The sequence below is a fragment of the Synechococcus sp. CS-205 genome, from assembly GCF_025128255.1.
Classification (GTDB): domain Bacteria; phylum Cyanobacteriota; class Cyanobacteriia; order PCC-6307; family Cyanobiaceae; genus Regnicoccus_A.
Window position 1 is genome coordinate 21,342 of record NZ_JAHLZB010000044.1, and the last position, 22,440, is coordinate 43,781.

Annotated in this window: 25 protein-coding genes and 1 tRNA gene; 15 read left to right on the top strand and 11 right to left on the bottom strand. The window is 67.0% G+C overall.

What is annotated here, in order from left to right:
• Window positions 1–21: 21 nt before the first annotated feature.
• Window positions 22–1,464 (bottom strand): SpoIID/LytB domain-containing protein, encoded by a 1,443-nt coding sequence (locus KQ297_RS10955; protein WP_259739448.1) that lies wholly within the window; start codon window positions 1,462–1,464, stop codon window positions 22–24.
• Window positions 1,465–1,577: 113 nt separating this feature from the next.
• On the opposite strand from KQ297_RS10955, the gene rnz reads away from it, so the two are divergent.
• Both rnz and psbV read left to right on the top strand, forming a co-directional pair.
• The gene (rnz, locus tag KQ297_RS10960) at window positions 1,578–2,540 is read left to right on the top strand and encodes a ribonuclease Z (RefSeq protein ID WP_259739449.1); all 963 of its coding nucleotides are present in this window, start codon (window positions 1,578–1,580) and stop codon (window positions 2,538–2,540) included.
• A 117-nt stretch (window positions 2,541–2,657) separates the two neighbouring features.
• Window positions 2,658–3,179: a photosystem II cytochrome c-550 gene (gene psbV / locus KQ297_RS10965; protein WP_259739450.1), complete on the top strand. Its 522-nt coding sequence runs from the start codon at window positions 2,658–2,660 to the stop codon at window positions 3,177–3,179.
• Between the two features lie 82 nt (window positions 3,180–3,261).
• Here psbV and KQ297_RS10970 read toward each other — a convergent pair whose 3' ends face one another.
• The 4 genes from KQ297_RS10970 to serA all read right to left on the bottom strand — a co-directional run bounded on the left by KQ297_RS10970 (window position 3,262) and on the right by serA (window position 6,691).
• Window positions 3,262–3,645 carry a hypothetical protein gene (locus KQ297_RS10970; protein WP_185465044.1) on the bottom strand — a complete coding sequence of 128 codons (384 nt, stop codon included), beginning with the start codon at window positions 3,643–3,645 and terminating at the stop codon, window positions 3,262–3,264.
• A 64-nt stretch (window positions 3,646–3,709) separates the two neighbouring features.
• Window positions 3,710–4,009 carry a ferredoxin gene (locus KQ297_RS10975; protein WP_185465045.1) on the bottom strand — a complete coding sequence of 100 codons (300 nt, stop codon included), beginning with the start codon at window positions 4,007–4,009 and terminating at the stop codon, window positions 3,710–3,712.
• Between the two features lie 142 nt (window positions 4,010–4,151).
• On the bottom strand, window positions 4,152–5,093 hold the full coding sequence (gene prmA, locus KQ297_RS10980; RefSeq protein ID WP_259739451.1) for a 50S ribosomal protein L11 methyltransferase: 942 nt from the start codon (window positions 5,091–5,093) through the stop codon (window positions 4,152–4,154).
• 11 nt (window positions 5,094–5,104) lie between these two features.
• Entirely contained in the window at window positions 5,105–6,691 is a 1,587-nt protein-coding gene (serA, locus tag KQ297_RS10985; protein ID WP_259739452.1) for a phosphoglycerate dehydrogenase, read from the bottom strand.
• Between the two features lie 147 nt (window positions 6,692–6,838).
• On the opposite strand from serA, the gene KQ297_RS10990 reads away from it, so the two are divergent.
• The 4 genes from KQ297_RS10990 to murD all read left to right on the top strand — a co-directional run bounded on the left by KQ297_RS10990 (window position 6,839) and on the right by murD (window position 9,726).
• Complete coding sequence (locus tag KQ297_RS10990; protein ID WP_370593367.1) at window positions 6,839–7,318, top strand: hypothetical protein; 480 nt, start codon at window positions 6,839–6,841, stop codon at window positions 7,316–7,318.
• Window positions 7,315–8,133 carry a photosystem II S4 domain protein gene (locus KQ297_RS10995; protein WP_259739453.1) on the top strand — a complete coding sequence of 273 codons (819 nt, stop codon included), beginning with the start codon at window positions 7,315–7,317 and terminating at the stop codon, window positions 8,131–8,133. The genes KQ297_RS10990 and KQ297_RS10995 overlap by 4 nt, the downstream gene beginning before the upstream one ends.
• Window positions 8,134–8,236: 103 nt before the next feature.
• Window positions 8,237–8,308, top strand: a tRNA-Val gene (locus tag KQ297_RS11000).
• Window positions 8,309–8,334: 26 nt separating this feature from the next.
• The gene (murD, locus tag KQ297_RS11005; RefSeq protein WP_259739454.1) at window positions 8,335–9,726 is read left to right on the top strand and encodes a UDP-N-acetylmuramoyl-L-alanine--D-glutamate ligase; all 1,392 of its coding nucleotides are present in this window, start codon (window positions 8,335–8,337) and stop codon (window positions 9,724–9,726) included.
• A gap of 25 nt (window positions 9,727–9,751) precedes the next feature.
• Here murD and KQ297_RS11010 read toward each other — a convergent pair whose 3' ends face one another.
• On the bottom strand, window positions 9,752–10,474 hold the full coding sequence (locus tag KQ297_RS11010; RefSeq protein WP_259739455.1) for a hypothetical protein: 723 nt from the start codon (window positions 10,472–10,474) through the stop codon (window positions 9,752–9,754).
• Window positions 10,475–10,612: 138 nt separating this feature from the next.
• On the opposite strand from KQ297_RS11010, the gene KQ297_RS11015 reads away from it, so the two are divergent.
• Window positions 10,613–11,077, top strand: coding sequence for an EVE domain-containing protein (locus tag KQ297_RS11015; protein ID WP_259739456.1), 465 nt, complete (start codon window positions 10,613–10,615; stop codon window positions 11,075–11,077).
• On the top strand, window positions 11,074–11,895 hold the full coding sequence (locus KQ297_RS11020) for a hypothetical protein (RefSeq protein WP_259739457.1): 822 nt from the start codon (window positions 11,074–11,076) through the stop codon (window positions 11,893–11,895). The genes KQ297_RS11015 and KQ297_RS11020 overlap by 4 nt, the downstream gene beginning before the upstream one ends.
• Here the strand turns inward: KQ297_RS11020 and KQ297_RS11025 are convergent.
• From KQ297_RS11025 to KQ297_RS11035, 3 genes are all read right to left on the bottom strand, one after another.
• Window positions 11,841–12,155 carry a DUF2811 domain-containing protein gene (locus tag KQ297_RS11025; protein ID WP_259739474.1) on the bottom strand — a complete coding sequence of 105 codons (315 nt, stop codon included), beginning with the start codon at window positions 12,153–12,155 and terminating at the stop codon, window positions 11,841–11,843. The two genes, KQ297_RS11020 and KQ297_RS11025, sit on opposite strands and share 55 nt — an antisense overlap.
• 364 nt (window positions 12,156–12,519) lie before the next feature.
• Window positions 12,520–12,897: a DUF1818 family protein gene (locus tag KQ297_RS11030; RefSeq protein ID WP_259739458.1), complete on the bottom strand. Its 378-nt coding sequence runs from the start codon at window positions 12,895–12,897 to the stop codon at window positions 12,520–12,522.
• Window positions 12,898–12,900: 3 nt separating this feature from the next.
• A complete protein-coding gene (locus KQ297_RS11035; protein WP_259739459.1) occupies window positions 12,901–13,131 on the bottom strand; it encodes a DNA-directed RNA polymerase subunit omega in 231 nt (76 codons plus the stop codon).
• A gap of 68 nt (window positions 13,132–13,199) precedes the next feature.
• Between KQ297_RS11035 and KQ297_RS11040 the strand changes: the two genes are divergently transcribed.
• From KQ297_RS11040 to KQ297_RS11050, 3 genes are all read left to right on the top strand, one after another.
• Window positions 13,200–14,783 carry an Hsp70 family protein gene (locus KQ297_RS11040; RefSeq protein ID WP_259739460.1) on the top strand — a complete coding sequence of 528 codons (1,584 nt, stop codon included), beginning with the start codon at window positions 13,200–13,202 and terminating at the stop codon, window positions 14,781–14,783.
• Between the two features lie 121 nt (window positions 14,784–14,904).
• Window positions 14,905–15,735: a hypothetical protein gene (locus KQ297_RS11045; protein WP_259739461.1), complete on the top strand. Its 831-nt coding sequence runs from the start codon at window positions 14,905–14,907 to the stop codon at window positions 15,733–15,735.
• Window positions 15,736–15,810: 75 nt separating this feature from the next.
• The gene (locus KQ297_RS11050) at window positions 15,811–16,032 is read left to right on the top strand and encodes a ferredoxin-thioredoxin reductase variable chain (protein WP_185465057.1); all 222 of its coding nucleotides are present in this window, start codon (window positions 15,811–15,813) and stop codon (window positions 16,030–16,032) included.
• 39 nt (window positions 16,033–16,071) lie between these two features.
• On the opposite strand, the gene pyrR is transcribed toward KQ297_RS11050, so the two are convergent.
• On the bottom strand, window positions 16,072–16,635 hold the full coding sequence (gene pyrR / locus KQ297_RS11055; protein WP_259739462.1) for a bifunctional pyr operon transcriptional regulator/uracil phosphoribosyltransferase PyrR: 564 nt from the start codon (window positions 16,633–16,635) through the stop codon (window positions 16,072–16,074).
• Between the two features lie 233 nt (window positions 16,636–16,868).
• Between pyrR and gpmI the strand changes: the two genes are divergently transcribed.
• From gpmI to KQ297_RS11075, 4 genes are all read left to right on the top strand, one after another.
• Entirely contained in the window at window positions 16,869–18,443 is a 1,575-nt protein-coding gene (gpmI, locus tag KQ297_RS11060; RefSeq protein ID WP_259739463.1) for a 2,3-bisphosphoglycerate-independent phosphoglycerate mutase, read from the top strand.
• Between the two features lie 21 nt (window positions 18,444–18,464).
• Complete coding sequence (secG, locus tag KQ297_RS11065; RefSeq protein WP_185465060.1) at window positions 18,465–18,695, top strand: preprotein translocase subunit SecG; 231 nt, start codon at window positions 18,465–18,467, stop codon at window positions 18,693–18,695.
• 102 nt (window positions 18,696–18,797) lie between these two features.
• Entirely contained in the window at window positions 18,798–19,241 is a 444-nt protein-coding gene (gene msrB / locus KQ297_RS11070) for a peptide-methionine (R)-S-oxide reductase MsrB (protein ID WP_259739475.1), read from the top strand.
• Window positions 19,242–19,273: 32 nt separating this feature from the next.
• On the top strand, window positions 19,274–20,782 hold the full coding sequence (locus KQ297_RS11075; RefSeq protein WP_259739464.1) for an MFS transporter: 1,509 nt from the start codon (window positions 19,274–19,276) through the stop codon (window positions 20,780–20,782).
• Here KQ297_RS11075 and groL read toward each other — a convergent pair.
• On the bottom strand, window positions 20,776–22,410 hold the full coding sequence (gene groL, locus KQ297_RS11080) for a chaperonin GroEL (RefSeq protein ID WP_259739465.1): 1,635 nt from the start codon (window positions 22,408–22,410) through the stop codon (window positions 20,776–20,778). The two genes, KQ297_RS11075 and groL, sit on opposite strands and share 7 nt — an antisense overlap.
• Between the last annotated feature and the right edge of the window lie 30 nt (window positions 22,411–22,440).

The window sequence follows — 22,440 nt, forward strand, 5'->3', positions numbered from 1 at the left end:
CTGCGGCTGCAGGAACCGAGCTTAAGAGCCTCGCCCAGCAGCCGTGCCGGAGGCCAGGGGTCCGGATCCAGCGCGCAACGGTTGCACCTCCACCCCGCGGTAGTAGTGCTGCAGGATCTGCTCAAACCTCTTGCCCTGCTGGGCCAGAGCAAAGGCCCCCCACTGACTCATGCCCACTCCGTGGCCGAAGCCCCGACCCACGGCGATGATCACCGGCGAGGGCGGTGCCAGGGGACGGGGAGGTGGTGAAGCAGGCAGCGAGCCCAGGCCAGGATTCAACTGGGTTGTCAGTGCGATCGGTCGGGGCTGGCTCCTGCCGGCCAGGGACGGGCCGGAGAAGGTGAAGGGGGCCGCCTTGAAGCGCACCAGCGTGCTGCGCAACCCGAGCCGTTTGCGCAACTGGGCACCGCTGAGCACCAGTGCTCCGGAGGGCCCGATCACCCGGGCCTGACGCACCCGGCCGCTGCCAGTGGTGGAGAGGACATCGATGCGGCGGGCGCCTCCGATCTCGGCAAAGGCCCGGGCCAGCTGCTGTGGGGAGAGGGTTTTCTCCCAGCGGGCCACGGGGCTGGAGTCGTCGTAGTCGGGGACGCTCACCAGATAGGGCAACTGGCGCGACCAGAGATCACCGCTGTTCTCGGTGCTGCCGCCGCTGCTGCTGTGAAAAACAGCGTTGATCAGGCTGTTGCCGTGCATCAGCACCAGACCCTGCGTGCTGCGCACGGCCTCTCTGGTGGAGGTGGTTTCTGCCTCAAGGCCCTTGTAGGCCTGGCTCGTGACCGTGGCGTGAAGATCGAACGGCGCCGAGGGTTTGCGGTGGCGCAGGGCGTAGGTGCGCGCCGCCACCGCCTGGGCCCGCAGGGCCTCCAGGGGCCAGCTGGCTGGCATTTCACTGCCCACAACACTGGGCAGATAGGTTTCGAGAGGGATGACATTGATGGCCCGCAGCTTCGAGGCGTTCGCTCTCACCTGAAGCCGGCCCCTGTAGCGACGCTTCTCGATCTGAAGACTGGCCGAGCCAACTGAACCAGGCAGTGGCTCCAGCCAGAGTTCGCTGAGGGTGAGGCTGCCGGGGCGGCCCTTGGCCACAGCCGAGGGTCGGGCCTCGATCCGCCCCCCGACCTGGCGGAGGGTCAGGGTGGCCCAGGCGGGCATCTGCAGCAGCTCCCTTCCCCTGGCATCGCGCAGGCGCAGACCGCTGTTGCCCGCCACCCGGATCGCCGGCTGATCGAGCAGCAGCACCCGCAGCTGGGGATTGGTGGCCCGGCTGGCCATCAGGGGTTCGAGGGCGTCAAGGGCCGCCACGTTCTGCGCCCCGGCCGGAGCACCGGCCAACCCCTCCGGCCCCGTCAGCAGCACCTGCGGCAGCAGGGCCGCAGCCAGGAGCAGGGATCGAACGGCCCTGGGACCACGGGTGATAAGCCCGGTGGGGCAATGGATCCGACCGATCTTGGAAACAGCCATCAATGCCGGCAGCCATGCAACGTGCGCGCCATTGTGACCAGCGCATGCCGGTCACGCCAGAGCCGTCCCGGACAGAGCGTGACGTGGCAGCATGCGCCAAAGGGTCAGCCTGAGTGCAAGTCACCTTTCTGGGCACCAGTTCGGGTGTGCCCACCCGTTCCAGGAATGTCTCGGCCGTGGCCCTGCGCCTGCCGCAACGGGCCGAGCTCTGGCTGTTCGACTGCGGCGAGGGAACCCAGCATCAGTTCCTGCGCAGTGAGCTGAGGGTGTCGCAGCTGCGGCGCATCTTCATCACCCACATGCACGGCGACCATGTGTTCGGGCTGCCGGGGCTCCTGGCCAGCCTCGGACTGGCGGGCGCCTGCAGCGGCGTCGATCTCTACGGTCCTGACCCCCTGCGCGACTACCTCGAGGGAGTGCTGCGCACCTCCTCGACCCGGATCGGATACCCCCTGCGCACCCACCGGGTGCACAGGGCCGCCCACGCCGGAGCGGTGCTGCTCGATGACGACGACCTGGTGGTGACCTGCGCCCCGCTCACCCACAGGGTCCCCGCCTACGCCTACCGGGTGGAGCAGAAACCCCGCGCCGGTCGCTTCGATGTGCAGAAGGCCCGGGAGCTGGGGATTCCGCCTGGACCGATCTATGCCGAGCTCAAGGCCGGGCGGGAGGTCTGCCTGGATGACGGGCGGGTCATCCGGGGAGAGACCCTCTGCGGACCCGACCGACCGGGCTCGAGCGTGGTGTATTGCACCGACACGGTGTTCAGCGAAGCGGCCGTGGAGCTGGCCCGGGGCGCGGACCTGCTGATCCATGAATCCACCTTCGCCCACAGCGAGGCGGAAATGGCCTTCCAGCGCCAGCACTCCACCAGCACCATGGCCGCCCAGACAGCGGCGCTGGCGGGGGTCAAGCAACTGGTGCTCACCCACCTCAGTCCCCGTTATGTGGCCGGCAACGCCTTCACCCCCGAAGACCTGGTGAACGAGGCCCGGTCGATCTTCCCGAACACCCTTGTGGCCAAGGACTTCCTCCGCCTCGACGTGAACCCCGCAGGCGACGCTGAGGCCCTCTGAAAGGCCCTCGGTCAACGGTGATCGCTGCAACAGTTCTTGATTCCAGGCCGGGGGGCCCTTCCCCCGTGATACAAGGTCTCAGGTGCGGTGCCCACCGCCTTTTCGCCGGCTCCCTTCATGGCCTCTTTTGTTCCCACTGCCCTTCGGGCGGTTGCCCGGACCCTGCTGGTTCTGCCCCTGGCGCTTCTGCTCAGTCTTGGTTTGTGCGTGACTGCTGCCCAGGCCGCCCAATGGGACACCGCCACCCTGACGGTGCCGGGTGACCCGGACGGCAACCTGGTCACCTTCAGCGAAGCGGAGATCAAGACCGGCCGCAAACTGTTCAACGACAGCTGTGGCACCTGCCATGCCGGCGGGGTCACCAAGACCAACTACAACGTGGGGCTCGATCCCGAAACCCTCTCCCTGGCCACCCCCGCCCGCGACTCGGTTGAGTCCCTGGTCGACTTCATCAAAGACCCAACGTCCTATGACGGGGAGTACAGCATCGCCGATGTGCACCCCAGCCTCCGCAGCAGCGACGTGTTCGTGAAGATGCGCGATCTCGACGATGACGACCTGCGCGTGATCGCCGGCTACATCCTGGTGGCCCCGAAGGTGAGCGGAACCCAGTGGGGCGGCGGCAAGGTTTACTTCTGAGCCGGCCTTCCCCTGCTTCGCCGTGGTCCTCGGGGCCACGGTTTTTTTTATGGGGCCATCGGGCGCGTTCCCAGGTCGTGCTTCAGGCCACCTCGGCCAGATCGGGTGGGCTCACATTGGCGGCATCCATGGACCCTGGCTGCTTGCTGTACCACCACTCCTGCAGGGCAGGGGCCAGTCGCTGGGGAAAGAGGGTGAGGACGGTGCAGGTGGGCCTGGCGCCCGGCTGGAGCAGCTCCACGGCGTAGGAGGGGCAACGCCTGGAGGCCAGATCGGCCACGAAGCGCCGGCCGATGCGGCGCCAGCTGGGTTCCTTGCTGCGCCAGGCCAGGCGGCAGCAGGGCCATGGCAGCTCTTCGCGGTCGAAGAGACGACAGCAGGGGCCCAGCACCCGGAAGCTGTACTGACCACCAGGGCTGCAGTGCTCGCTGCCCGGCTCCATCAGGGTGTCCACCTGCACGGCCATGAAAAAGCCACCCAGAAGGGTGGCAGAGAAGGGGTCTGGATTCAAGCCAAGCCAGGCCAGGAGCTCAGTAGAGCTCTTCTTCGGCGTGGGTCTTGATGGTGCAGTCGGAGGTGGGGTAAGCCACGCAGGTCAGCACGAAGCCGGCTTCGATCTGGTCGTCGTCGAGGAAGCTCTGGTCCGACTGGTCGACTGTGCCGGTGCTGAGCTTGCCGGCGCAGGTGGAGCAGGCGCCAGCACGGCAGGAGTAGGGCAGATCGATGCCCTGCTCCTCGGCCGCATCGAGGATGTACTGATCGTCGGGAACCTCGATGGTCTTGTTGAGTCCCTCGCTCTCGTTGATGAGGGTGACCTTGTAGGAAGCCATGGAAAGGATTGGGGCTCACAGACTCCTGAGCGTTCAGGGCCTGTAGGACCGCACCGTCCTACATCGGACCGGGGCATTGACGGCGCTCCTGGCGGCGCAGCCCCGGAAGCCCAATCAAAGGGTGGGCACGCATAAGCGTGATTTATGCGACATCAGCGGGGATCACAGCGCGGCACCACTGGATCTCCAGCAGTCCCCAGCCCCCCTGGGAAGCCACCAGATCGGCACTCCAGCCATGGAGGGCGAGCAGTCGGCGCAGCTCCTCGGCCTGATCCACCAGCAGGCCGCTGAGCAGGCCGCGCCCGCCCGGGGCCAGCAGCGCGTGGAAGTGCCCTGCCAGCTCCGCGATCACCGGCGCGAGGATGTTGCAGAGCAACAGATCGGCCTGACCTCCCTCACCCAACAGGCCCGCCAGCTCCTGCACCGATCCTTCGACCACCTGCAGCGCTCCCCCGGCAACCACTGGATAGCCGTTGAGGGCTCCGTTGCTGCCCGTGGCGCGCACGGCCAGAGGATCCGTGTCGGCCGCAGCCACACTGCGCGCTCCAAGCCTCAGGGCGCCGAGGCCAAGGATGCCGCTGCCGCAGCCCAGATCAGCCACCCGCTGGTCAATCGGCTCAAGCCGCTCGATCGCCTCCAGGCAGAGGCGGGTGGTGGGGTGACTGCCGGTGCCGAAGGCGCTGCCCGGATCGATCCGGATCACAGCCCGGCCGGCATGCTCCCGGGGCGGCTCCAGCCAGGCGGGAAGAATGAGCAGCCGTTCGCCCACCGGATCGGGTTGCCAGTGGCGCTTCCAGCTCAGGCTCCAGTCCTCCTCGTCCTGAAGCCGCCAGCCCAGGGGGGGAAGTGTCAGCCCGAATGGCTCGGCGAGGCGCTCGAGCTGCTGGGCCAGCCGGCGGTGCTCCTGCTCCGGCCAGTCGGCTTCCGGCAGCCAGGCCACCAGTTGGTGGTTACTGGGTTGGTCGGGGCTGAACTGGATGGCCACCCGACGGATGCCGAGGGATGGCAGCTTCCAGAGCAGGGATTCCTCCAGCTCTGGGGGCGCCTCCATCTCCAGACGCCACCAGCGGGGAGTCGTGGGCATGGCGAGTGGACTCAGAGCGTGACGGGATGAGCTTCCTGGATCCCGTTGATCCCATGGATCGAGGCCAGCAGGCTGGGGGGGATCGGATCGTCGAGGCTGAGCACCATCACCGCGTCGCCACGGACAATGCGGCGCCCCACCTGCATCGAAGCGATGTTGACGTTGTGCTCGCCCAGCAGCGAGCCGATGTTGCCGATGATCCCGGGCATGTCGCGGTGGCGGGTGATCAGCATGTGCCGGGTCGGCATCACGTTGACGGGAAACTCATCAATGGTGGTGATGCGCAGATCGCCATCGGCGAAGACTGCCCCGGTCACGCTGTGGCTGCCCTGGCCGCCGCGGCAAGTGAGCTGGAGGGAGCCGCCCGCGAAGTCGCGGCTGGCGTCGTCCTTGACCTCCAGCACGTGGATGCCGCGGCTGCGGGCTTCGATGGCGGCGTTCACGTAGTTGATGCGATCACCGAGAGCACTGGAGAGCAGACCCTTGAGGGCGGCCACCACCAGCGGCTGGGAGGGATGGTTGGCGAATTCGCCCTGGAGCCTCACCTCGAGATCCTGGATCGAACCACCGGCCAGCTGACTGAGCAGCAGGCCGAGGGTTTCCGCCAGCTGAAGGTGGGGCTTGAGCCGCTCCATCACCTCCGGGGTCAGGCCGGGGATGTTCACGGCACTGCGGGCGGGGAGCCCGAGCAGCACGTCGCGGATCTGCTCCGCCACATCGACCGAGACGTTCTCCTGGGCTTCCTCCGTGGAGGCACCGAGATGGGGCGTGAGGATCAGCCGGTCGTCCACCTGGCGCAGTGGGGAGTCGGCCTCAAGGGGTTCGTTGCCGTAGACGTCGAGGGCAGCGCCGGCGATGGTGCCTGAGCTCACGGCCTCGGCCAGGGCCTTCTCATCGACGATGCCGCCCCGGGCGCAGTTCACCAGACGAGCCGTGGGCTTCATCGTGGCCAGCAACTCCGCATTGACCAGGTTTTCGGTGTCGGGAGTGCGAGGCAGGTGCAGACTGACGAAGTCAGCTTCGGCGAAGAGGGGACCGATCGCCATCAGACGCACCTGAAGAAGCTGGGCGCGCTCGGCGGAGATGTAGGGGTCATAGGCCAGCACCTCCATGCCCATGGCCTTGGCGACGCGGGCCACGTGAGAGCCGATCTTGCCCAGTCCGACCACCCCCAGCTTCTTCTTGTAGAGCTCGTTGCCGACGTATTTCTTGCGGTCCCAGCCACCGGCCATGGTGCTGACATGGGCCTGGGGCACATGGCGGGAGAGAGAAAGCATCATCGCCAGTGCATGCTCGGCGGCGGCGATCGTGTTGCCCTCCGGAGAGTTCACCACCAGCACCCCCCGCTGGGTGGCGGCTTCCACATCGACATTGTCGACGCCGACGCCGGCACGCCCGATGATCTTCAGCCGACCGGCGGCCTCGATGATGGCTGCTGTCACCTGGGTGCCTGAGCGGATCATCAGGGCGTCGTAGTCGCCGATGATCTGCTGCAACTGTTCCGGTGGCAAGCCAGTGCGAACATCCACCTGGGCCACCTGGGAGAGGATGTCGATCCCCGTCTGGTCGATGGGATCGGAAACCAGAACCTTTGTCATGACCAGGGGAGAAGAACAAGGGGGGCCTGGAGAACGCCAGACACTGCCGGGGGTGAAGTGTAGTGAGCGGTGGCCACGGCACCCTTCGCCAACGCCGAGAATCGGGCCTTTGGGTGCACGGTCTTGGGACTGTCGGTGGTGGTGGTGATGAAGGACCGGCGCAGGCTGCACCGGTTGCGCGATCAGCTCGCTGAACTCCGGCCCGCTCCACGGCAACTGGTGGCCCTGGGGGAAGGGGAAGCCAGCATCGATGGCGTGGAGCTGCTCAACCCCTCCCTGGCCCGGCAGCGGCGGCAGCGCAGCATGGTGCGCTGGCTGATGCCCTTCGGCTTCTTCGCCGGCATGATGTTCACCTTCATCACCGACCTTCACACCTTTTCCTTTGCAGGCACTTACGGCGAACCCCTGATCGGCGGTCTCCTGGGCATGGGGTCGGGCTGGATGGGCAGCTACGCCGCCGCTGCCAGCGTCCGCTCGGAGGCCGATGACCGGATCCGCGGCCTGCGCAACCGCCTCGAGGAAGGCAGCTGGCTGCTGGTGGTGGAGAGCAGCCCTGGGCAGGACATTCCCTGGCTGTTGATCCAGCAGGCCGGACCCCAGGCGGTGGTGCGTCTGGGGGAAGGATGAGCCTGATCCCCACCAACTCCGCGCTGCCGAGGCTGCCCAGGGCCGACCTGCTGCTCGGCAGCCGTGATCCGGCCGCACTCGAGCCCCTGATCACCCTGGCCGAGCAGGCCTTGGGCCACTGGCAGCCGCTCTGGTCGGGGTTCCTCTCCGCCACGGCCCGGGAGGAGGCGATGGAGCGACTGGGCAGCCTCAGCGAACTGCATCTCAGAGCCGAGGGTGGCAGGCAGCAGGCCGAACGCTGCCGTCTGCTGCTCCAACGCCGTGACCTCTCCGCTGGGGAGAGCCCGGCCCCGGCGCCCCTGGCCGGTCTTGAGATCAGCGGCAACTTCCTGTTCGATCCAGCCGTGTCGGGCGATGTCAGAGCCGCGCTGCTTCAGGCCGGCGCCCTCGAGAGCGAGCTGGGCGATCTCTGGATGCGGGGAGACCGGGGTGCCCAGGCCATCGTCTGCCCCGAGCTGGCCGGGCGCCTGGAGGGCACGACGGCAAGGGTGCGCAGCGTTGACGTGGAGCTGGAGGCGCGAACCGTCGATCAGCTGCAGCCTCCCACCAGGCCCCTCCCGCGCCAGCTGGCCACCGTGGAAGCCTCCCTGCGCCTCGATGCAGTGGCCTCGGCGGGGTTCGGGATCTCCCGCAGTCGCATGGCCGAGCTGGTGCGCCGTGGCGCCACCCGCGTGAACTGGCGTCCTGCGGGCAGCCCCAGCCACGGTCTCAAAGCCGGTGACCGCATCCAGCTGGAGAACCGTGGAGAACTGACCGTGCTCTCGATCCAGCCCACCAAGCGGCAGCGCTGGCGCATCGAACTTCAGCGCAGCTGAGATGCGGCAGGCCGACTGCTAGGTTTCCTGCTCGATCTCGGTGGCGCCGTTGAGGAGCCGTGAATCCCGGGTCGTACCGACGGGGACTTTAGTTCCCGAACCCGGGCGATTAGCTCAGAGGTAGAGCACTACCTTGACACGGTAGGAGTCACTGGTTCGATTCCAGTATCGCCCACTGAATCCTCTGCACCAGGAGTCAGGATGTCCAGCACGTCACACCCCCTGGCGGTGGTGATCGGCCTGGGACGATCCGGCGCCGGTGCCGCCCGGCTGTTGCGAAACTCCGGCCGGCGGGTGCTGGTGATGGAGAGCCGCCGCACTCCCCAGCTTGAGCAGCAGGCCGAAGCCCTGCGGGTTCAGGGAGTGGAGGTCGTGCTGGGTCAGCCCCTGGACTCCGAGCACTTCGCCCAGCTCGAAGCCGGTGACGACCGTGTGGTGGTCAGCCCCGGCATCCGCTGGGATCATCCGGTGCTGGTCGCCCTCAGGGAGCGGGGTGTGCGGGTCTGCGGCGAGATGTCGGTGGCGTGGGACGCCAGTGACGGCATCCCCTGGATCGGCATCACCGGCACCAACGGCAAGACCACCGTCACCCATCTGCTCAGCCACATCCTCAGCCAGGCTGGGCTGGATGCGCCGATGGTGGGCAATGTGGGGCTTTCGGCCACCGAGTTGCTGCTCGAGCGGCGCAGTGCGGGGGCAAGCCGCCCCGACTGGCTGGTGGTGGAGCTGAGCAGCTACCAGATCGAAGCGTCGCCGGAGCTGGCCCCCCAGCTCGGCCTCTGGACCACGCTCACCCCTGACCATCTCGAGCGTCACGGAACCCTCGATCGGTACCGGGCGATCAAGCGCATCCTGCTGGAGAACTCCACCGAGCGTCTGCTGAACGCCGATGATGCCGATCTGCGTGCCCATGCCAGCAGCTGGGACCGGGCCGACTGGGTGACTGCAGGCCCCCGTCAGGAGCTGGATGCCGATCTGCAGCCCAGCCTCTGGATCGATCAGGGGATGGTGATCGCGGCCGAGGGGCCGCTCTTTCCGGTCACCGCCCTCGCCCTGCCTGGAGCCCACAACCGTCAGAACATGCTGCTGGCTGCCGGCGCGGCTCTGAAACTGGGGCTGGCGCCAGCCTCGATCGAAGCCGCCCTGCGCAGTTTTCCCGGGGTGCCCCATCGCCTGGAGCAGATCCGGATGCTGGATGGGGTGCGCTGGTTCAACGACAGCAAAGCCACCAACTACGACGCCGCCGAGGTGGGGATCACGGCCGTGGAAGGGCCGATGGTGGTGCTGGCGGGGGGTGAGATCAAACAGGGTGATCCCAGGGCCTGGCTCGAGGCCCTCGGGCGACAGGCGGCCGCTGTGATCCTGTTCGGCGCCGCCCGGGAAGCCTTCGCAGACCTGCTGGAGGGCAGCGGCTATGCCGGTACGGTCCGTCAGGTGGTGGGCCAGGCTGAGGCGGTGCCCCTGGCCCGGCAGCTGTCACGGAGCCTGGGCTGTCCCACGGTTCTGCTCTCGCCGGCCTGCGCCAGCTTCGATCAGTACAGGGATTTCGAAGCACGAGGGGAACATTTCCGCGCCCTGGTGACCGCCCTCTGAGTAGCCGTAAGGATTTCCGCAGCCGTCAAACCGGCGCGGCGGAAACCTCTTCCGACGGAGGCTCGCCGATCTGCCAGGCAGCCAGGTACTGCTGAATGAAGATCGCAGCCAGGGGCACGGTCACCAGCAGGGGCACCAGGCAGAACAGGGCGGAGATGGCGATCAGCAGCAGCGAGAGCAGCTCATAGCCGACCAGCCCCCAGCTGTGAGGGCTGGAGAAAAGATCCCTGAAACAGTTCAGGAAGGCCGGCCAGATCGGTTCGTCGGTGGTGAACACCCGCCGCACGTAGATGGGGGTGAGCGCCATCACGATCAGGCCGGGAATCAGACAGAGCAGGATGCCGAAGCCACCCGCCAGGGAGGCCAGCAGTCCGGCCAGGAGATAGCGGCGGGGATCGGAGCGAAGCAGGGCCAGACCCTCCCGGTAGAGCGGATGGTGGCCCGTGGCGAACCAAAGCGCCGGCAAAGCGGAGATCAGCACGCCCACCAGGCCGGCCAGCAGCTGGTACAGGAGGGAGAAGGGCAGGTTCAGCACCGACGACACCAGCTGGGTCACGCCTTCCCTGAGATCCGCTGAGACACCGGCGGTCACCGCCACGGCGATGAAGGTGATGAGCAGGCTGATCAGGACCGAGACCAGCGCCAGGGCCAGAAGCGTGAGCTGCAGAGCCAGGTAGGTGCGCCAGTGGGCCACGTAGAGATTCCAGGCCGACTGGAGGGTGGGCCTGGGGGCTGGTGGCGAACCCATCACAATCATTTCCTGCGCTTCGTGCTGGCGCTGTCTAAGTCAGGGAAGGCACCGCAGCCAACCCAACCGTCACAATCCAGCTCGATACAATCCGATCTCCCCGACCCATGAGGGCCCCACGGGGCCTCTCCAAGCGCGATGGCTTACTGGTTGATGAAAAGTGAGCCGGATGTGTATGGCATCAGCCACCTCGAGCGCGAGGGCAGCACTCTCTGGGACGGCATCCGCAATTACCAGGCCCGCAACTTCATGCGCTCGATGGCCGTTGGTGATCAGGCCTTTTTCTACCACTCCAACGCCAAGCCCCCCGGCATCATCGGCCTGATGGAGGTGATCGAAACCGGGCTGATCGATCCGACCCAGTTCGATCCAGACTCGAAGTACTTCGATCCAGCATCAACAGCTCAGGCACCCCGCTGGGACTGCGTCCGCCTGGCCCACCGCCGCACCTATCCACGGCTGCTCAGCCTTGAGGAACTGCGCAGCAGCTTCAATGAGCAGGAGCTGGCCGTGGTGCGCCGGGGAAACCGCCTTTCCATCCTGCCGGTGCCCGAGGCCACGGCCCGGCGGCTGCTCGAGCGGCTGGAACCTTCTGCCGTATGACCCCCGAGCCCCGGGGGCGCGGGGGCCGACTGGCGGCAAGCGCCCGGGAGGGAGCGGCCGCCATCGCGGCGGTCGGCGGCTGGCTGAAGCAGGGGAGGGCGGCCTACCGGAGAGCCCCATGGCTGTTCAGCGGGTTCACCCTGCTGGGCGGCAGCACTCAACTGATCGGCCAGCTGCTGCAGAACCGGGCCAGTGATGCCCTCGCCCTGGGCGAGGGCCCTGTGGCGGTCTCCATGACGATGGTGCTGGTGGGGCTGATGCTCAGCGTGGTGAGCCTTCTCTGGCTGAACGTGGGGCTGCTGCGGGGCGCCTGGATCGCCCTGGAAGGCCGCCAGCCTCGGCTGGCCGACCTGGCCAGCTGGCAGATGGCCGCCATGGGGCGTCTGCTGGGCGTGGCGCTGCTGCTGCTGCTGCTCAACCTGTTGATCCTGGCCACCTCAGGGCTGGCGGCCGGTCTGCTGAGTCTGATCCATCCCTGGCTGGCCCTGGTGCCGCTGCTGACCGGCGCCGCCCTGCTGATGGCCCTGGTGGTGGCGCAGATCTTTCACCTGCCCCTGGCGGTGGTGGGAGGGCTGCCTCCGGTTGCGACCTTCCGCCGCGGCCAGGCACAGGTGGCCTCCCATGGCTGGCACCAGCTGGCCCTGAGCATCAGCCTGGCCCTGATCGTGCTGTTGCCCCTCGGGCTGGCCCTGCTGATCGCCTGGCCCCTGGCTCTGGGGTTGCTCGCCAGCTGGCCCCTGGCCCTCTGCACCCTGACCGCCGGCTACAGGGGACTGTTCGGAGCCGAGGACCGGGCCGGTCGGGCCGGTGCTGTCTGAGCCGGCAGCACCTCTCCCCCCCTCTGGAACATGTTGGCCACGTAACACCGGGTGACGGCCCGGCTCTGAACCCCGTTCTGAACCAGGAAGCCCGCCAGAGCGGCCTGGAACAGGCGGTACTGGTCCCAGTTCGGGTGGGCGTCGATGAACTGGGCCATCGAGGTGAGCAGAGCCTCGGGGACCATGGCCCGAAAACTCACCACCCCGACATCCGACTCGCCTTCGACAGCCTGGGTGGCCGAAGCGGCGGAGGCGGTCATGACCGGGGCAATGTCCATGGACGGGGGATCTGCTGGTGTGTTCACCCAGTTCTCCACAGCGCCGGGGCCGCGTCAAATCGGGTCCCCGGCGGAGCGTCAGCACCCTTCCAACCCTGAGACTCCATGCCCCGCAGGGTCGAGGCCCACTTGAAGCTTCAGCGAACGGCGCCCTTGAACTTGCACGGGGCGTCTGTCAAGGGGAGACGCCTGCGCCCCGGATTTCTCCCCAGCGACCAGCCGCCATCCCTGTCGCGGGGCCTGAACCTGTGGAAAACCTGTGAAAAAGACAGGTCCAACAGAGCCTGGGCTGGGGAGGACCACGCCGATCAGCAGTGCTGATCGGCGCCCAATCCAATGGTCCGTCTCACAGGGGCAGACAGATCAGAGCCCTCGCAAGCTCAGAGCCAGCCCCCGGCGCCCAGCCGCCCTCCAGGCCCCTCAGGCCAGGGGCGGGAGCGAGGATGCAGCGCAACTCCCAGAACTCAGGATTCCCATCGAGTCCAAGCCACCATCCACCGCGTTCCAGCTCCAGGCTGATCAATTCCTCGGCCATCAGCTGATCAGCGATGGCGCCGAGCTGCTCCAGCAGGCTGCCGAGGCCATCGCGCAGGCCGCTGGCTTCAGGCTGGGTGAGTTCGACAGCCCACCCGACACCTCCGATGAGCACCGGAAACGCGGCCTTGGACGGGTCCCAGGCCAGTCTCCAACCGTCTCCCTCGGCGCTGTAACCGCCAGCTGTCAAGGATCAGCCGGGCAACAGATCGGGTTGGTCCTGCTCGTCGCTGAGCTCAACGATCGCCCGCTGCACGGGCTTGACCATCGAGTCTTCGAGCAGCCCATCGAAATCATCGAAGCGCCGTTGCTTGGCGCGGAAAGCGATGCGGACGGTGGTGAGGTAACGGTTGCTCGACTGACCGATCAGACTTTCAGCCCGCTGGGCCAACTCCTTGAGATGAACAGTCGGTCCGGTGTACATCGAAATGGACTCGTTTTGTGGAGTCTAGTTCAGCTTCCGATCAAGCCCTCAGGAGCAGCCCCCCATCCATGGCCGTGACCGGCACGCTGGCGATCGACCTGGGCAGCAGCACCACGGTGCTGGCCTTTCAACCCAGCAGCGGCGGGGCACCACAACTGCTGGCCCTTCCACCCTTCAGCAGCGACGACCCCTGTGTCGTCCCCAGCCTGATCTGGCTCTCCAGCCCCCAGAGCACCCAACCCCTGATCGGCCGTCAGGTGCTGGACGCCGGCCTGAGCGCGTCCGATGAAACAGGCCTCTGCCGCGACTTCAAGCGCAGGATCGGTGCCCTGCAGGCGGAGTCCCCAGAGGCGGCGACCACCGCCAGCCCCTCACGGGAACCGCTCACACCCGAGCAGGCCGGGAGCCTGCTGATCACCCGGCTCTGGCAGGCCCTGCCCCCTGCGGTGGCGCCCACCCGCCTGGTGCTCACCGCACCGATCGAGGGCTACCGGGGCTATCGCCAGTGGCTGCAGCAACTCAGCCGGCAGATCCCGGTCGAGGAGGTGGCCCTGGTGGATGAACCCACTGCAGCCGCCATCGGGGCGGGATTGCCGGCGGGCAGCCGGGTGTTGGTGGTGGACCTGGGCGGGGGAACGATCGACCTCTCGCTCGTGGCCCTCCAGGGCGGGGAGGGCCGTGCGGCGCCGATCGCCCAGTTGCTGCGTTTCGGCGGACGGGATCTTGACGGCGGGCGCCAGGCCCTGCGCTGTGCCGAAGTGATCGGAAAAGCCGGCGCCTCCATCGGTGGACGCGACATCGACCACTGGATCGCCGCGATGCTCGCTCCCGACCTGGGGGCAGATCCCTCGCTGCTGGAGGCCAGCGAGCGGCTCAAGTGCAGCCTCAGCGACGCCGAGGAGGTGACGGGTGTCTGGAGCTCAGCGGAGGCAGGCAGCCGGCCCCTGCGCCTGGACCGCCCCCAGCTCGATCGGCTCCTGCGCGAGAGGGGGCTGCTGGAGCTGCTCGACGAGCTGCTGGAGCGGGTGTTGGCCTCGGCGCGGGCGAAGGGAATCGAACCCGAGCAGATCGATGCCGTGCTCCCGGTGGGAGGCACCAGTCGTCTGCCCAGCATTCGCCACTGGCTTCTGGAGCGCTGCGGTGCCATTCCCCTGCGCGACCAGCGGCCGGTGGAGGCGGTGGCCCTCGGGGCCCTCGCCCTCACACCCGGTGTTCGGCTCAAGGACGTGCTGGCCAGGGGTGTGTCCCTGCGCTGCTGGGATCAACGGGGTGGAGAACACCGCTGGCACCCGCTGTTCCTCGCTGGCCAGAGCTGGCCCACCGACCAGCCCCTGGAGCTGGTGCTGAGCTGCAGCCGCGATGGTCAGACCACTCTGGAGCTGGTGCTCGGTGAGCCGATCGAGGAGGAACGCAGTGAGGTGGTGTTCATCGACGGGCTTCCCCAGGTGCGACGGCGGCCCGCCGGGGAAGCCCGCACTGAGCCCTGGAGCCACCAGCCTGCCCCCCTGGCCCTCGAGCCTCCGGGCCGCTGCGGAATCGACCGGCTGAAGCTCAGCTTCAGCATTGACGATCAGGGCCAGTTGCTGCTCGAAAGTGAGGATCTGCTGAGTGGCACCGTGGCGGCAGCGCGGGTGCTCGGTCCTGTGCGCTGAGGTCCCACGACAGCCGCGCCTGGCCGGCGAGAGCCAGTGGACGACACGCCGGCTGCCCCCTGACCGTGTTCCGCAGTCCCTGATGTCCATAGAACTGGAACATCCATACACACCTTCCCTCTTGGCCATCCGCCGCCACAGGCTTCCGCGCTTCTGGCTGGCTCTCACCCTCGGCCTGGTGGCCGCCGCAGTGGGAGGTGCCTGGTGGTGGGAATCCCAGTTGCCAAGGCGCCTGGAGCGGGCCGCCAACGAAGGCCGCTTCGACGATTGCCTGCGCTACAGCGACCAGCTGGAGTCCCTGCGCTGGATGAGCGGCCGGGCGCCGGCGGAACAGGGACGCTGCCGCCGGCAGAGGGCGGAGCAGCTCTGGGGGGAGCAGGAGCCCGAGGAGGCGCTGAAGCTTCAACTGTTGCTGGCCAATTCAGCGGCGGGCACCGAGGCCGACCGCCAGCAACTGCGGGCCTGGCAGCAGGAGCTCAAAGACCGGGCCCGGGCCCTTTTCGAGCAGGGCGACCTCGAGGGCGCCCTCGCCCTGCTCAAGCCGATGGGAGAACATCACCGGCCTGACGGATCCGCCCTCGGCGACAACCTGCGCGAGTTCTGGGCCCGCAATCAACTGCAGCAGAAGCGTGCCGTGAAGCTGGTGGATGAGAAACGCTGGTGGGAGGCCCTCGACGCCCTCAACCGGATCGACCACCCCTGGTGGAAAACGGCCTCAGCCCCCCTGCGCCAGCAGGTGGATGAGGCGATCGCCGGGCTCAAGACCAAGGAACAGGAGCACCACAGCCACGGGGGTCAGCTGATCGACAGTGTGCCGATCGCCAGCCTCGATGCCGCCGTCCAACGCCACCTGGCTGAGGGTGTCGACGAGTGGACCGCCTTCACCAAGGCCTGCGACGAGCTGGGCGGACGGGTGGTCGAAGCGGGTCCGGAAACCACTTGCCGCCGCTGAAGCCACCGATCAAGAGCAACGACCGACCTCTCTCCCGCCCATGACAGGATTGTCCCTTCCAGTGGGTCACAGCGCATGAAGCCCGGAGAACAGGTCAAGGTCTGCCAGAGCGTGGTTGTGTACACCCACCCGGAACACCGCGGCAAGGCCTTCGATCTTCTGGGTCAGCAGGGTGAAGTGCTGCAGGTGCTCGACGACTGGAAGGGCAAGCCGATCAGCCCCACCCTGCCGGTGATCGTGGTTTTCGGCCGGTTCCGCGCCCACTTCCGGGCCGACGAACTCGAAACCGTGGGCTGAACGCCCGGAGCCGTGCCGGCGGCCGTGGAGCCGACCGGTTCAGCTGGAGCGGATCAGGAACACCCCGTCTTCGCCATCGGTCTGACGCAGGCAGAGCTGGATCGACTCCTGGCGGCTGGTGGGCACCAGGCGACCACAGAAATCGGGTTGGACCGGCAACTCCCGGTGACCGCGATCGACCATCACCAGCAACCGCACCAGATCGGGGCGGCCCCAGGTGTGCAGAGCCTCCAGGGCCGCCCGCACGGTGCGTCCGGTGAAGATCACGTCATCCACCAGCACCAGGTGGCGCCCCTCGATCTCGGAGGGCAGCTGGGTGGCTTCCGCCAGGCGGGTGCCGACCCGCTCGAGATCATCACGGTGGAAGGTGGGATCGAGACTTCCGTGGTCGATCGAGTGACCGCAGAGCTCCTCCAGCTGCTGGGCCAGCACCCGGGCGAGAGCAACACCACGGGTCGGTATGCCGAGCAGCAGCAGCTGCCTGCTGTCGATGGCACCCTCGAGCACCTGGGAGGCAAGCCGTCGCACCGTGCGGGCGAGATCATCGGAGGAGAGGATCTCCACCCGCCGCGGATCAGACGACGGCCCGGTCGGAATGTTCACAGAGAACCGAATCTGGTCTCTCCATCGTATGGACGTTCGTATGTCCCCAAAAGCTGACGCCCTGCGGCGCCTGCAAGGTTGACCACCCTTCGGGAGTAAATTGAAGCAGGAGCACGCTTGTACGACCATTTGGGCAGTCAGGGGTGAGCGCAATTCCTACTTTCGGATCTCCAATTCTTCCCTCCCGCAAGGAGTCAGTTTCACGGTCGGGCAACGATCAAGGCGTGGCTCCCGTGGTTCTGGCCATCCTTGATGGCTGGGGCTTCCGCGACGACGAAAGCCATAACGCGATCCTCCATGCCAGCACTCCGGTGATGGACGCCCTCTGGGAGGCCTATCCCCACACCCTGATCCAGGCCAGCGGTGGGGATGTGGGCCTTCCCGACGGCCAGATGGGCAATTCCGAAGTGGGGCATCTCACGATCGGCTCCGGCAGGATCATCCGCCAGGAGCTGGTGCGGATCAGCAAGGCCGTGCGCGACGGCAGCCTGGCCGCCAACCCCGCCCTCAACACCCTGGCCGATCGGCTGCTGCGTGATGGCGGCACCCTCCATCTGCTGGGCCTCTGCTCCGATGGCGGGGTGCACAGCCACATCGACCACCTCGGAGGCCTGCTGCGCTGGGCCGCCGGCCGCGGGCTGCGTGACGTCTGCATCCACGCCATCACCGACGGCCGCGACACACCTCCACAGAACGCGATCACCTACCTGGAGTGCATCGAAGACCAGGTGGCGCAGGCCGGAGTCGGACGGATCAGCACCATCTGCGGCCGGTACTGGGCCATGGACCGGGACAACCGCTGGGATCGCACCGAGAAGGCCTACCGCCTGCTGAGCGAGGAGGGAGAAATCAGTCCGCTCTCATTCCAGGACGCGATCGAGGCGGCCTATGCCGAGGGGATCAACGATGAATTCCTCGAACCCCTCCGCCTCGCTGGCGGCTCCCTGAATCCAGGCGACGGGCTGATCTGCTTCAACTTCCGGCCCGACCGGGTTCGCCAGCTGATCCGCGCCTTGGTGCTCGACGACTTCGATGGCTTCGAGCGCGAGCGCATCACCCCCCTGCACGTGGTCACCTTCACCCAGTACGAGCTCTCGCTGCCGGTTGCGGTGGCTTTCCCCCCTGAGTCTCTCGATGGCTTGCTGGGGCAGGTGGTTTCCGAGCATGGGCTGCGCCAGCTGCGCACGGCGGAAACCGAGAAGTATCCCCATGTCACCTACTTTCTCAACGGAGGCATCGAGCAACCGTTTCCCGGTGAAGACCGCCACCTGGTTCCATCACCGCGGGTGGCCACCTACGACCAGGCCCCGGCGATGTCGGCCGAACAACTCACCGACAGCTGCATCGCTGCCCTGAACAAGGGCGTGTACTCCCTGGTGGTGATCAACTACGCCAATCCCGACATGGTGGGCCACACCGGCCGGATGGACGCCACCCAGCAGGCCATCATCACGGTGGACCGATGCGTCGGACGGCTTGTAGAAGCCGCCAACCGCCTGGGCGGGACCGTGCTGATCACCGCTGATCACGGCAATGCCGAGCTGATGCAAACGGAGGATGGCCGCCCCTGGACCGCCCACACCACCAACCCGGTTCCGGTCATCCTGGTGGAGGGGGAAAAGCGCAAGCTCGTGGGTCATGGGGCCGCACCACACCTGCGACAGGGTGGTGGCCTCGCCGACGTCGCCCCCACCCTCCTGCAGATCCTGGGCCTGCCTCAGCCCGAGAGCATGTCCGGCACCTCCTTGGTGCAACCGGTCAACCTGGCCAGCCCCACGACCGCCTTGGCCGAGGCCGTCCAGGTCTGATCGGTTGGTTAGGTTGAAACCATGATCACAACCGTTCTCACCTGGATCTGGTCCGCCGTCGGCGTCCTGCTGATCGGCAGCGTGTTGCTGCACAGCCCCAAGGGAGATGGCATGGGAGGCCTGGCCAGCAGCGGTGGCTCGATGTTCAGCAGCGCCCGCAGCGCCGAAGCCACCCTCAACCGGATCAGCTGGACCCTCCTGGGCCTGTTTCTCGGCCTGGCGATCGTGCTCAGCGCAGGCTGGTTGCGCTGAGGTTCCCCCCTCAGGCCAGCCCTTCAGGCCAGCGTCCCTTCACCACCAACCCGTCCTGTGGATCCGATCAAACGCCGTGGGCTGCTGGCCTCCTTTGCCGTCATGTTCAGTGCTCTCTGGGGTGGCGCCAAGGCCGAGGCTGCCTCGAAGGCTTCGGATCCCAGCTGGCGGCTGAGCGACAGTGAATGGCGCCAGCGCCTGAGCCCGGCCGCCTACGACGTGCTTCGACGTGAGGGAACCGAACGCCCGTTCACCAGTCCGCTCAACAACGAGAAACGTCAGGGAACATTCCTCTGCGCGGGCTGCCGTCTGCCCCTGTTCAGCTCTTCGGCGAAGTACGACAGCGGCACCGGCTGGCCCAGTTTCTGGCAGCCACTGCCGCAGGCCATCGCCACCAAAAGCGACTTCAAACTGCTGATCCCCCGCACCGAGTACCACTGCAGCCGCTGCGGCGGCCACCAGGGTCACGTCTTCAATGACGGCCCCCGGCCCACCGGCAAGCGCTACTGCAACAACGGGGTGGCGCTGGAATTCAAGGCCAGCTGAAGCCTTCACCCCGAGAGGGCTCAGTTGCGCCGATGGCAGCGAAGTCCCAAAGCCTTGAAGCCCTCATCGAGGCGGGCCCGGTTTCGAGGATGCAGTGGCTGCTCTGGTCCCTGGCCAGTGCCGGCAAATTGTTCGAAGGGCTGATTATCTTCAGCGGGGGCATCACCCTTCCGCTGATAGCGGAAACTTTCGCGCTCAGCACCAGGGCGCAGGGACTCGTGAGCGCGGCCACCCTGATGGGCATTCTGCTGGGAGCCCTGCTGCTGGGGGCCCTGGCCGATCGGTTCGGCCGAAAATCGGTGTTCGTGGGGGAGATGCTGGTCCTGGTCGCAGCCCTGCTCCTGGTGGGGCTGAGCCCAGGCCCTGGCTGGCTGCTGGCGGGGCTGGTGCTGGCTGGTATGGCCCTCGGCGCCGACTACCCCACGGCCCATCTGGTGCTCTCGGAGAGCTTTCCGTCGGTCCTGCGGGGCCGGCTGGTGCTGGCAGCCTTCAGCTTCCAGGCCCTGGGCGCCCTACTGGGGACAGCTGTGGCGGCCAGCGCCCTGCAGCGCTGGCCGGCGGCTGAGACCTGGCGGGTGCTTTACCTGATGCCGGCAGGTGCGGTGCTGCTGCTGGCCCTGGCCCGGTTGCTGCTGCCTGAGAGCACTCCCTGGCTGATCAGCCAGGGGCGCCACCAGGAGGCGGAATTCCAGCTGCGCCGACTGCTCAATCGCCAGGACCTGGACCTGAGGCCCATCCCGGCGACTGACCGTTCACCCCCAAGGGAGAGGATCTCCGGCCCCGGCTCCGGGCCGATGGACGACCGACGCTGGTGGAGGCCCCTCGGATCAGGGCAGCAACGGGCCCTGATTCTCAGCGCCATCCCCTGGTTCCTGCAGGACATCACCACCTACGGGGTGGGGATCTTCACGCCACTGCTGCTGGCCCCTGCCAGCGACCTGGGCAGCCGGCTGTTCGCTGCCCGAGGGGCCGTGCTGGTGAATGGGGCGTTCCTGCTGGGTATCGCTGCTGCGATCCTGCTGACCGACCGCCTGGGTCGCATCCGCCTGCAGATGGCCGGCTTCCTCGGCTGCGCCGGCAGCCTTCTGCTGGCAGCCAGCGGAAGCCATCCAACCCCAGGATCACCCCTGGGTCACTGGTCGCTGATGGTGGGCGGACTGGCGCTGTTCCAGTTCATGACCAACCTTGGCCCCAATTCCCAGACCTATCTCCTCGCTGGTGAAGTCTTTCCAACCGCCATCCGGGGGCAGGGTGCCGGGCTCGCCGCCGCCGCCGGCAAGGTGGGGGCCGTGCTCACGGCTTTTGGCTTTCCACTGCTGCTCAACCGCTGGGGCAGTGAGCAGCTGCTGATGCTGCTCACCATCCCTTGCCTGGCGGGGGCTCTGATCACCTGGTTGTTCCAGATCGAAACGGCCGGCCATGGGCCAGCAGGATGCAGTCGGGCCGGGCACGAAAAAAGGAGGGGGGCACAGCCCCCCTCCCAACCAGAGGATTCAGATGACGGGAACGTCGTGATCGGCCGCGGAGCGACGGATCAGTAGTCGAAGTCGCCGCCCATGCCGCCGCCGCCGGCGGGAGCTGCTTCCTTCTTCTCGGGCAGGTCAGCCACGATGCACTCGGTGGTGAGCACCATGCCGGCGATCGAGGCGGCGTTCTGCAGCCCCGAACGGGTCACCTTGGCGGGGTCCACGATGCCTGCAGCCAGCATGTCGACGTAGTCGCCGGTGGCAGCGTTGTAGCCCTCATTGAAGGGCATGCCTTTGACATGCTCAGCCACGACGGCGCCATTGACACCGGCGTTCTCGGCGATGCGCTTGAGGGGCGCGGTGAGGGCGGAGGCCACGATGGTGGCGCCGATCAGCTCCTCGCCGGAGAGGTTGGCCGCGGCCCACTCTTCAAGGGCCGGAGCCAGGTGGGCCAGGGTGGTGCCACCGCCAGGGACGATGCCTTCCTCAACGGCCGCCTTGGTGGCGTTGATGGCGTCTTCCAGGCGCAGCTTCTTGTCCTTCATCTCGGTCTCGGTGGCAGCGCCCACCTTGACCACGGCCACACCGCCGCTCAGCTTGGCCAGACGCTCCTGCAGCTTCTCCTTGTCGTAGGAGGAGTCAGTTTCGTCCATCTGCTTGCGGATCTGCTCGCAGCGGGCCTTCACCGCCACTTCGTTGCCTTCGGCCACGATGGTGGTGGTGTCCTTGTTGATGGTGATGCGGCGGGAGGTGCCCAGCATCTCCAGCTTGGTGTTCTCCAGCTTGAGGCCGGCGTCCTCGGTGATCAGCTGACCATTGGTGAGAACGGCGATGTCCTCGAGCATGGCCTTACGGCGGTCACCGAAGCCGGGAGCCTTGACGGCGGCCACGTTGAGCACGCCGCGCAGGCGGTTGACCACCAGGGTGGCGAGGGCTTCCTTCTCGATGTCCTCGGCGATGATCAGCAGGGGCTTGCCGGTGCGGGCGATCTGCTCCAGCACGGGCACCAGATCCTGCACAAGACCGATCTTCTTGTCGGTGAGCAGGATGTAGGGCTCCTCGAGCACCGCTTCCATCCGCTCGGTGTCGGTGGCGAAGTAGGGCGAGATGTAGCCCTTGTCGAAGCGCATGCCCTCGGTGACCTCCAGCTCGGTGGTCATCGACTTCCCTTCTTCCAGGGAGATCACGCCTTCCTTGCCCACCTTGTCCATGGCATCGGCGATCATCTGGCCGACTTCTTCGTCGTTGCCGGCGGAGATGGTGCCCACCTGGGCGATGGCGTTGGAGTCGGAGATCGGCTTAGCGTGCTCCTCGATCTTCTTGACGAGGTAGTCGGAAGCCTTGTCGATGCCCTTCTTCAGGGTGATGGCGTTGGCGCCGGCGGCCACGTTGCGCAGACCCGCCTTGACCATGGCGTGGGCCAGGACGGTGGCGGTGGTGGTGCCGTCACCGGCGGCGTCGTTGGTCTTGGAGGCGGCCTGACGGATCAGGGCCACGCCGGTGTTCTCGATGTGGTCCTCGAGTTCGATCTCCTTGGCGATCGTCACGCCGTCGTTGATGATCTGGGGAGCGCCGAATTTCTTCTCCAGAACCACATTGCGACCCTTGGGGCCCAGGGTCACGGCAACGGCTTCGGCCAGGATGTCGATGCCTTTCTCGAGAGCCCTGCGGGCATTCTCGTTGTAGATGATGCGCTTGGCCATGGAACGATGATGTCCTTGCTAAGAGAGTGA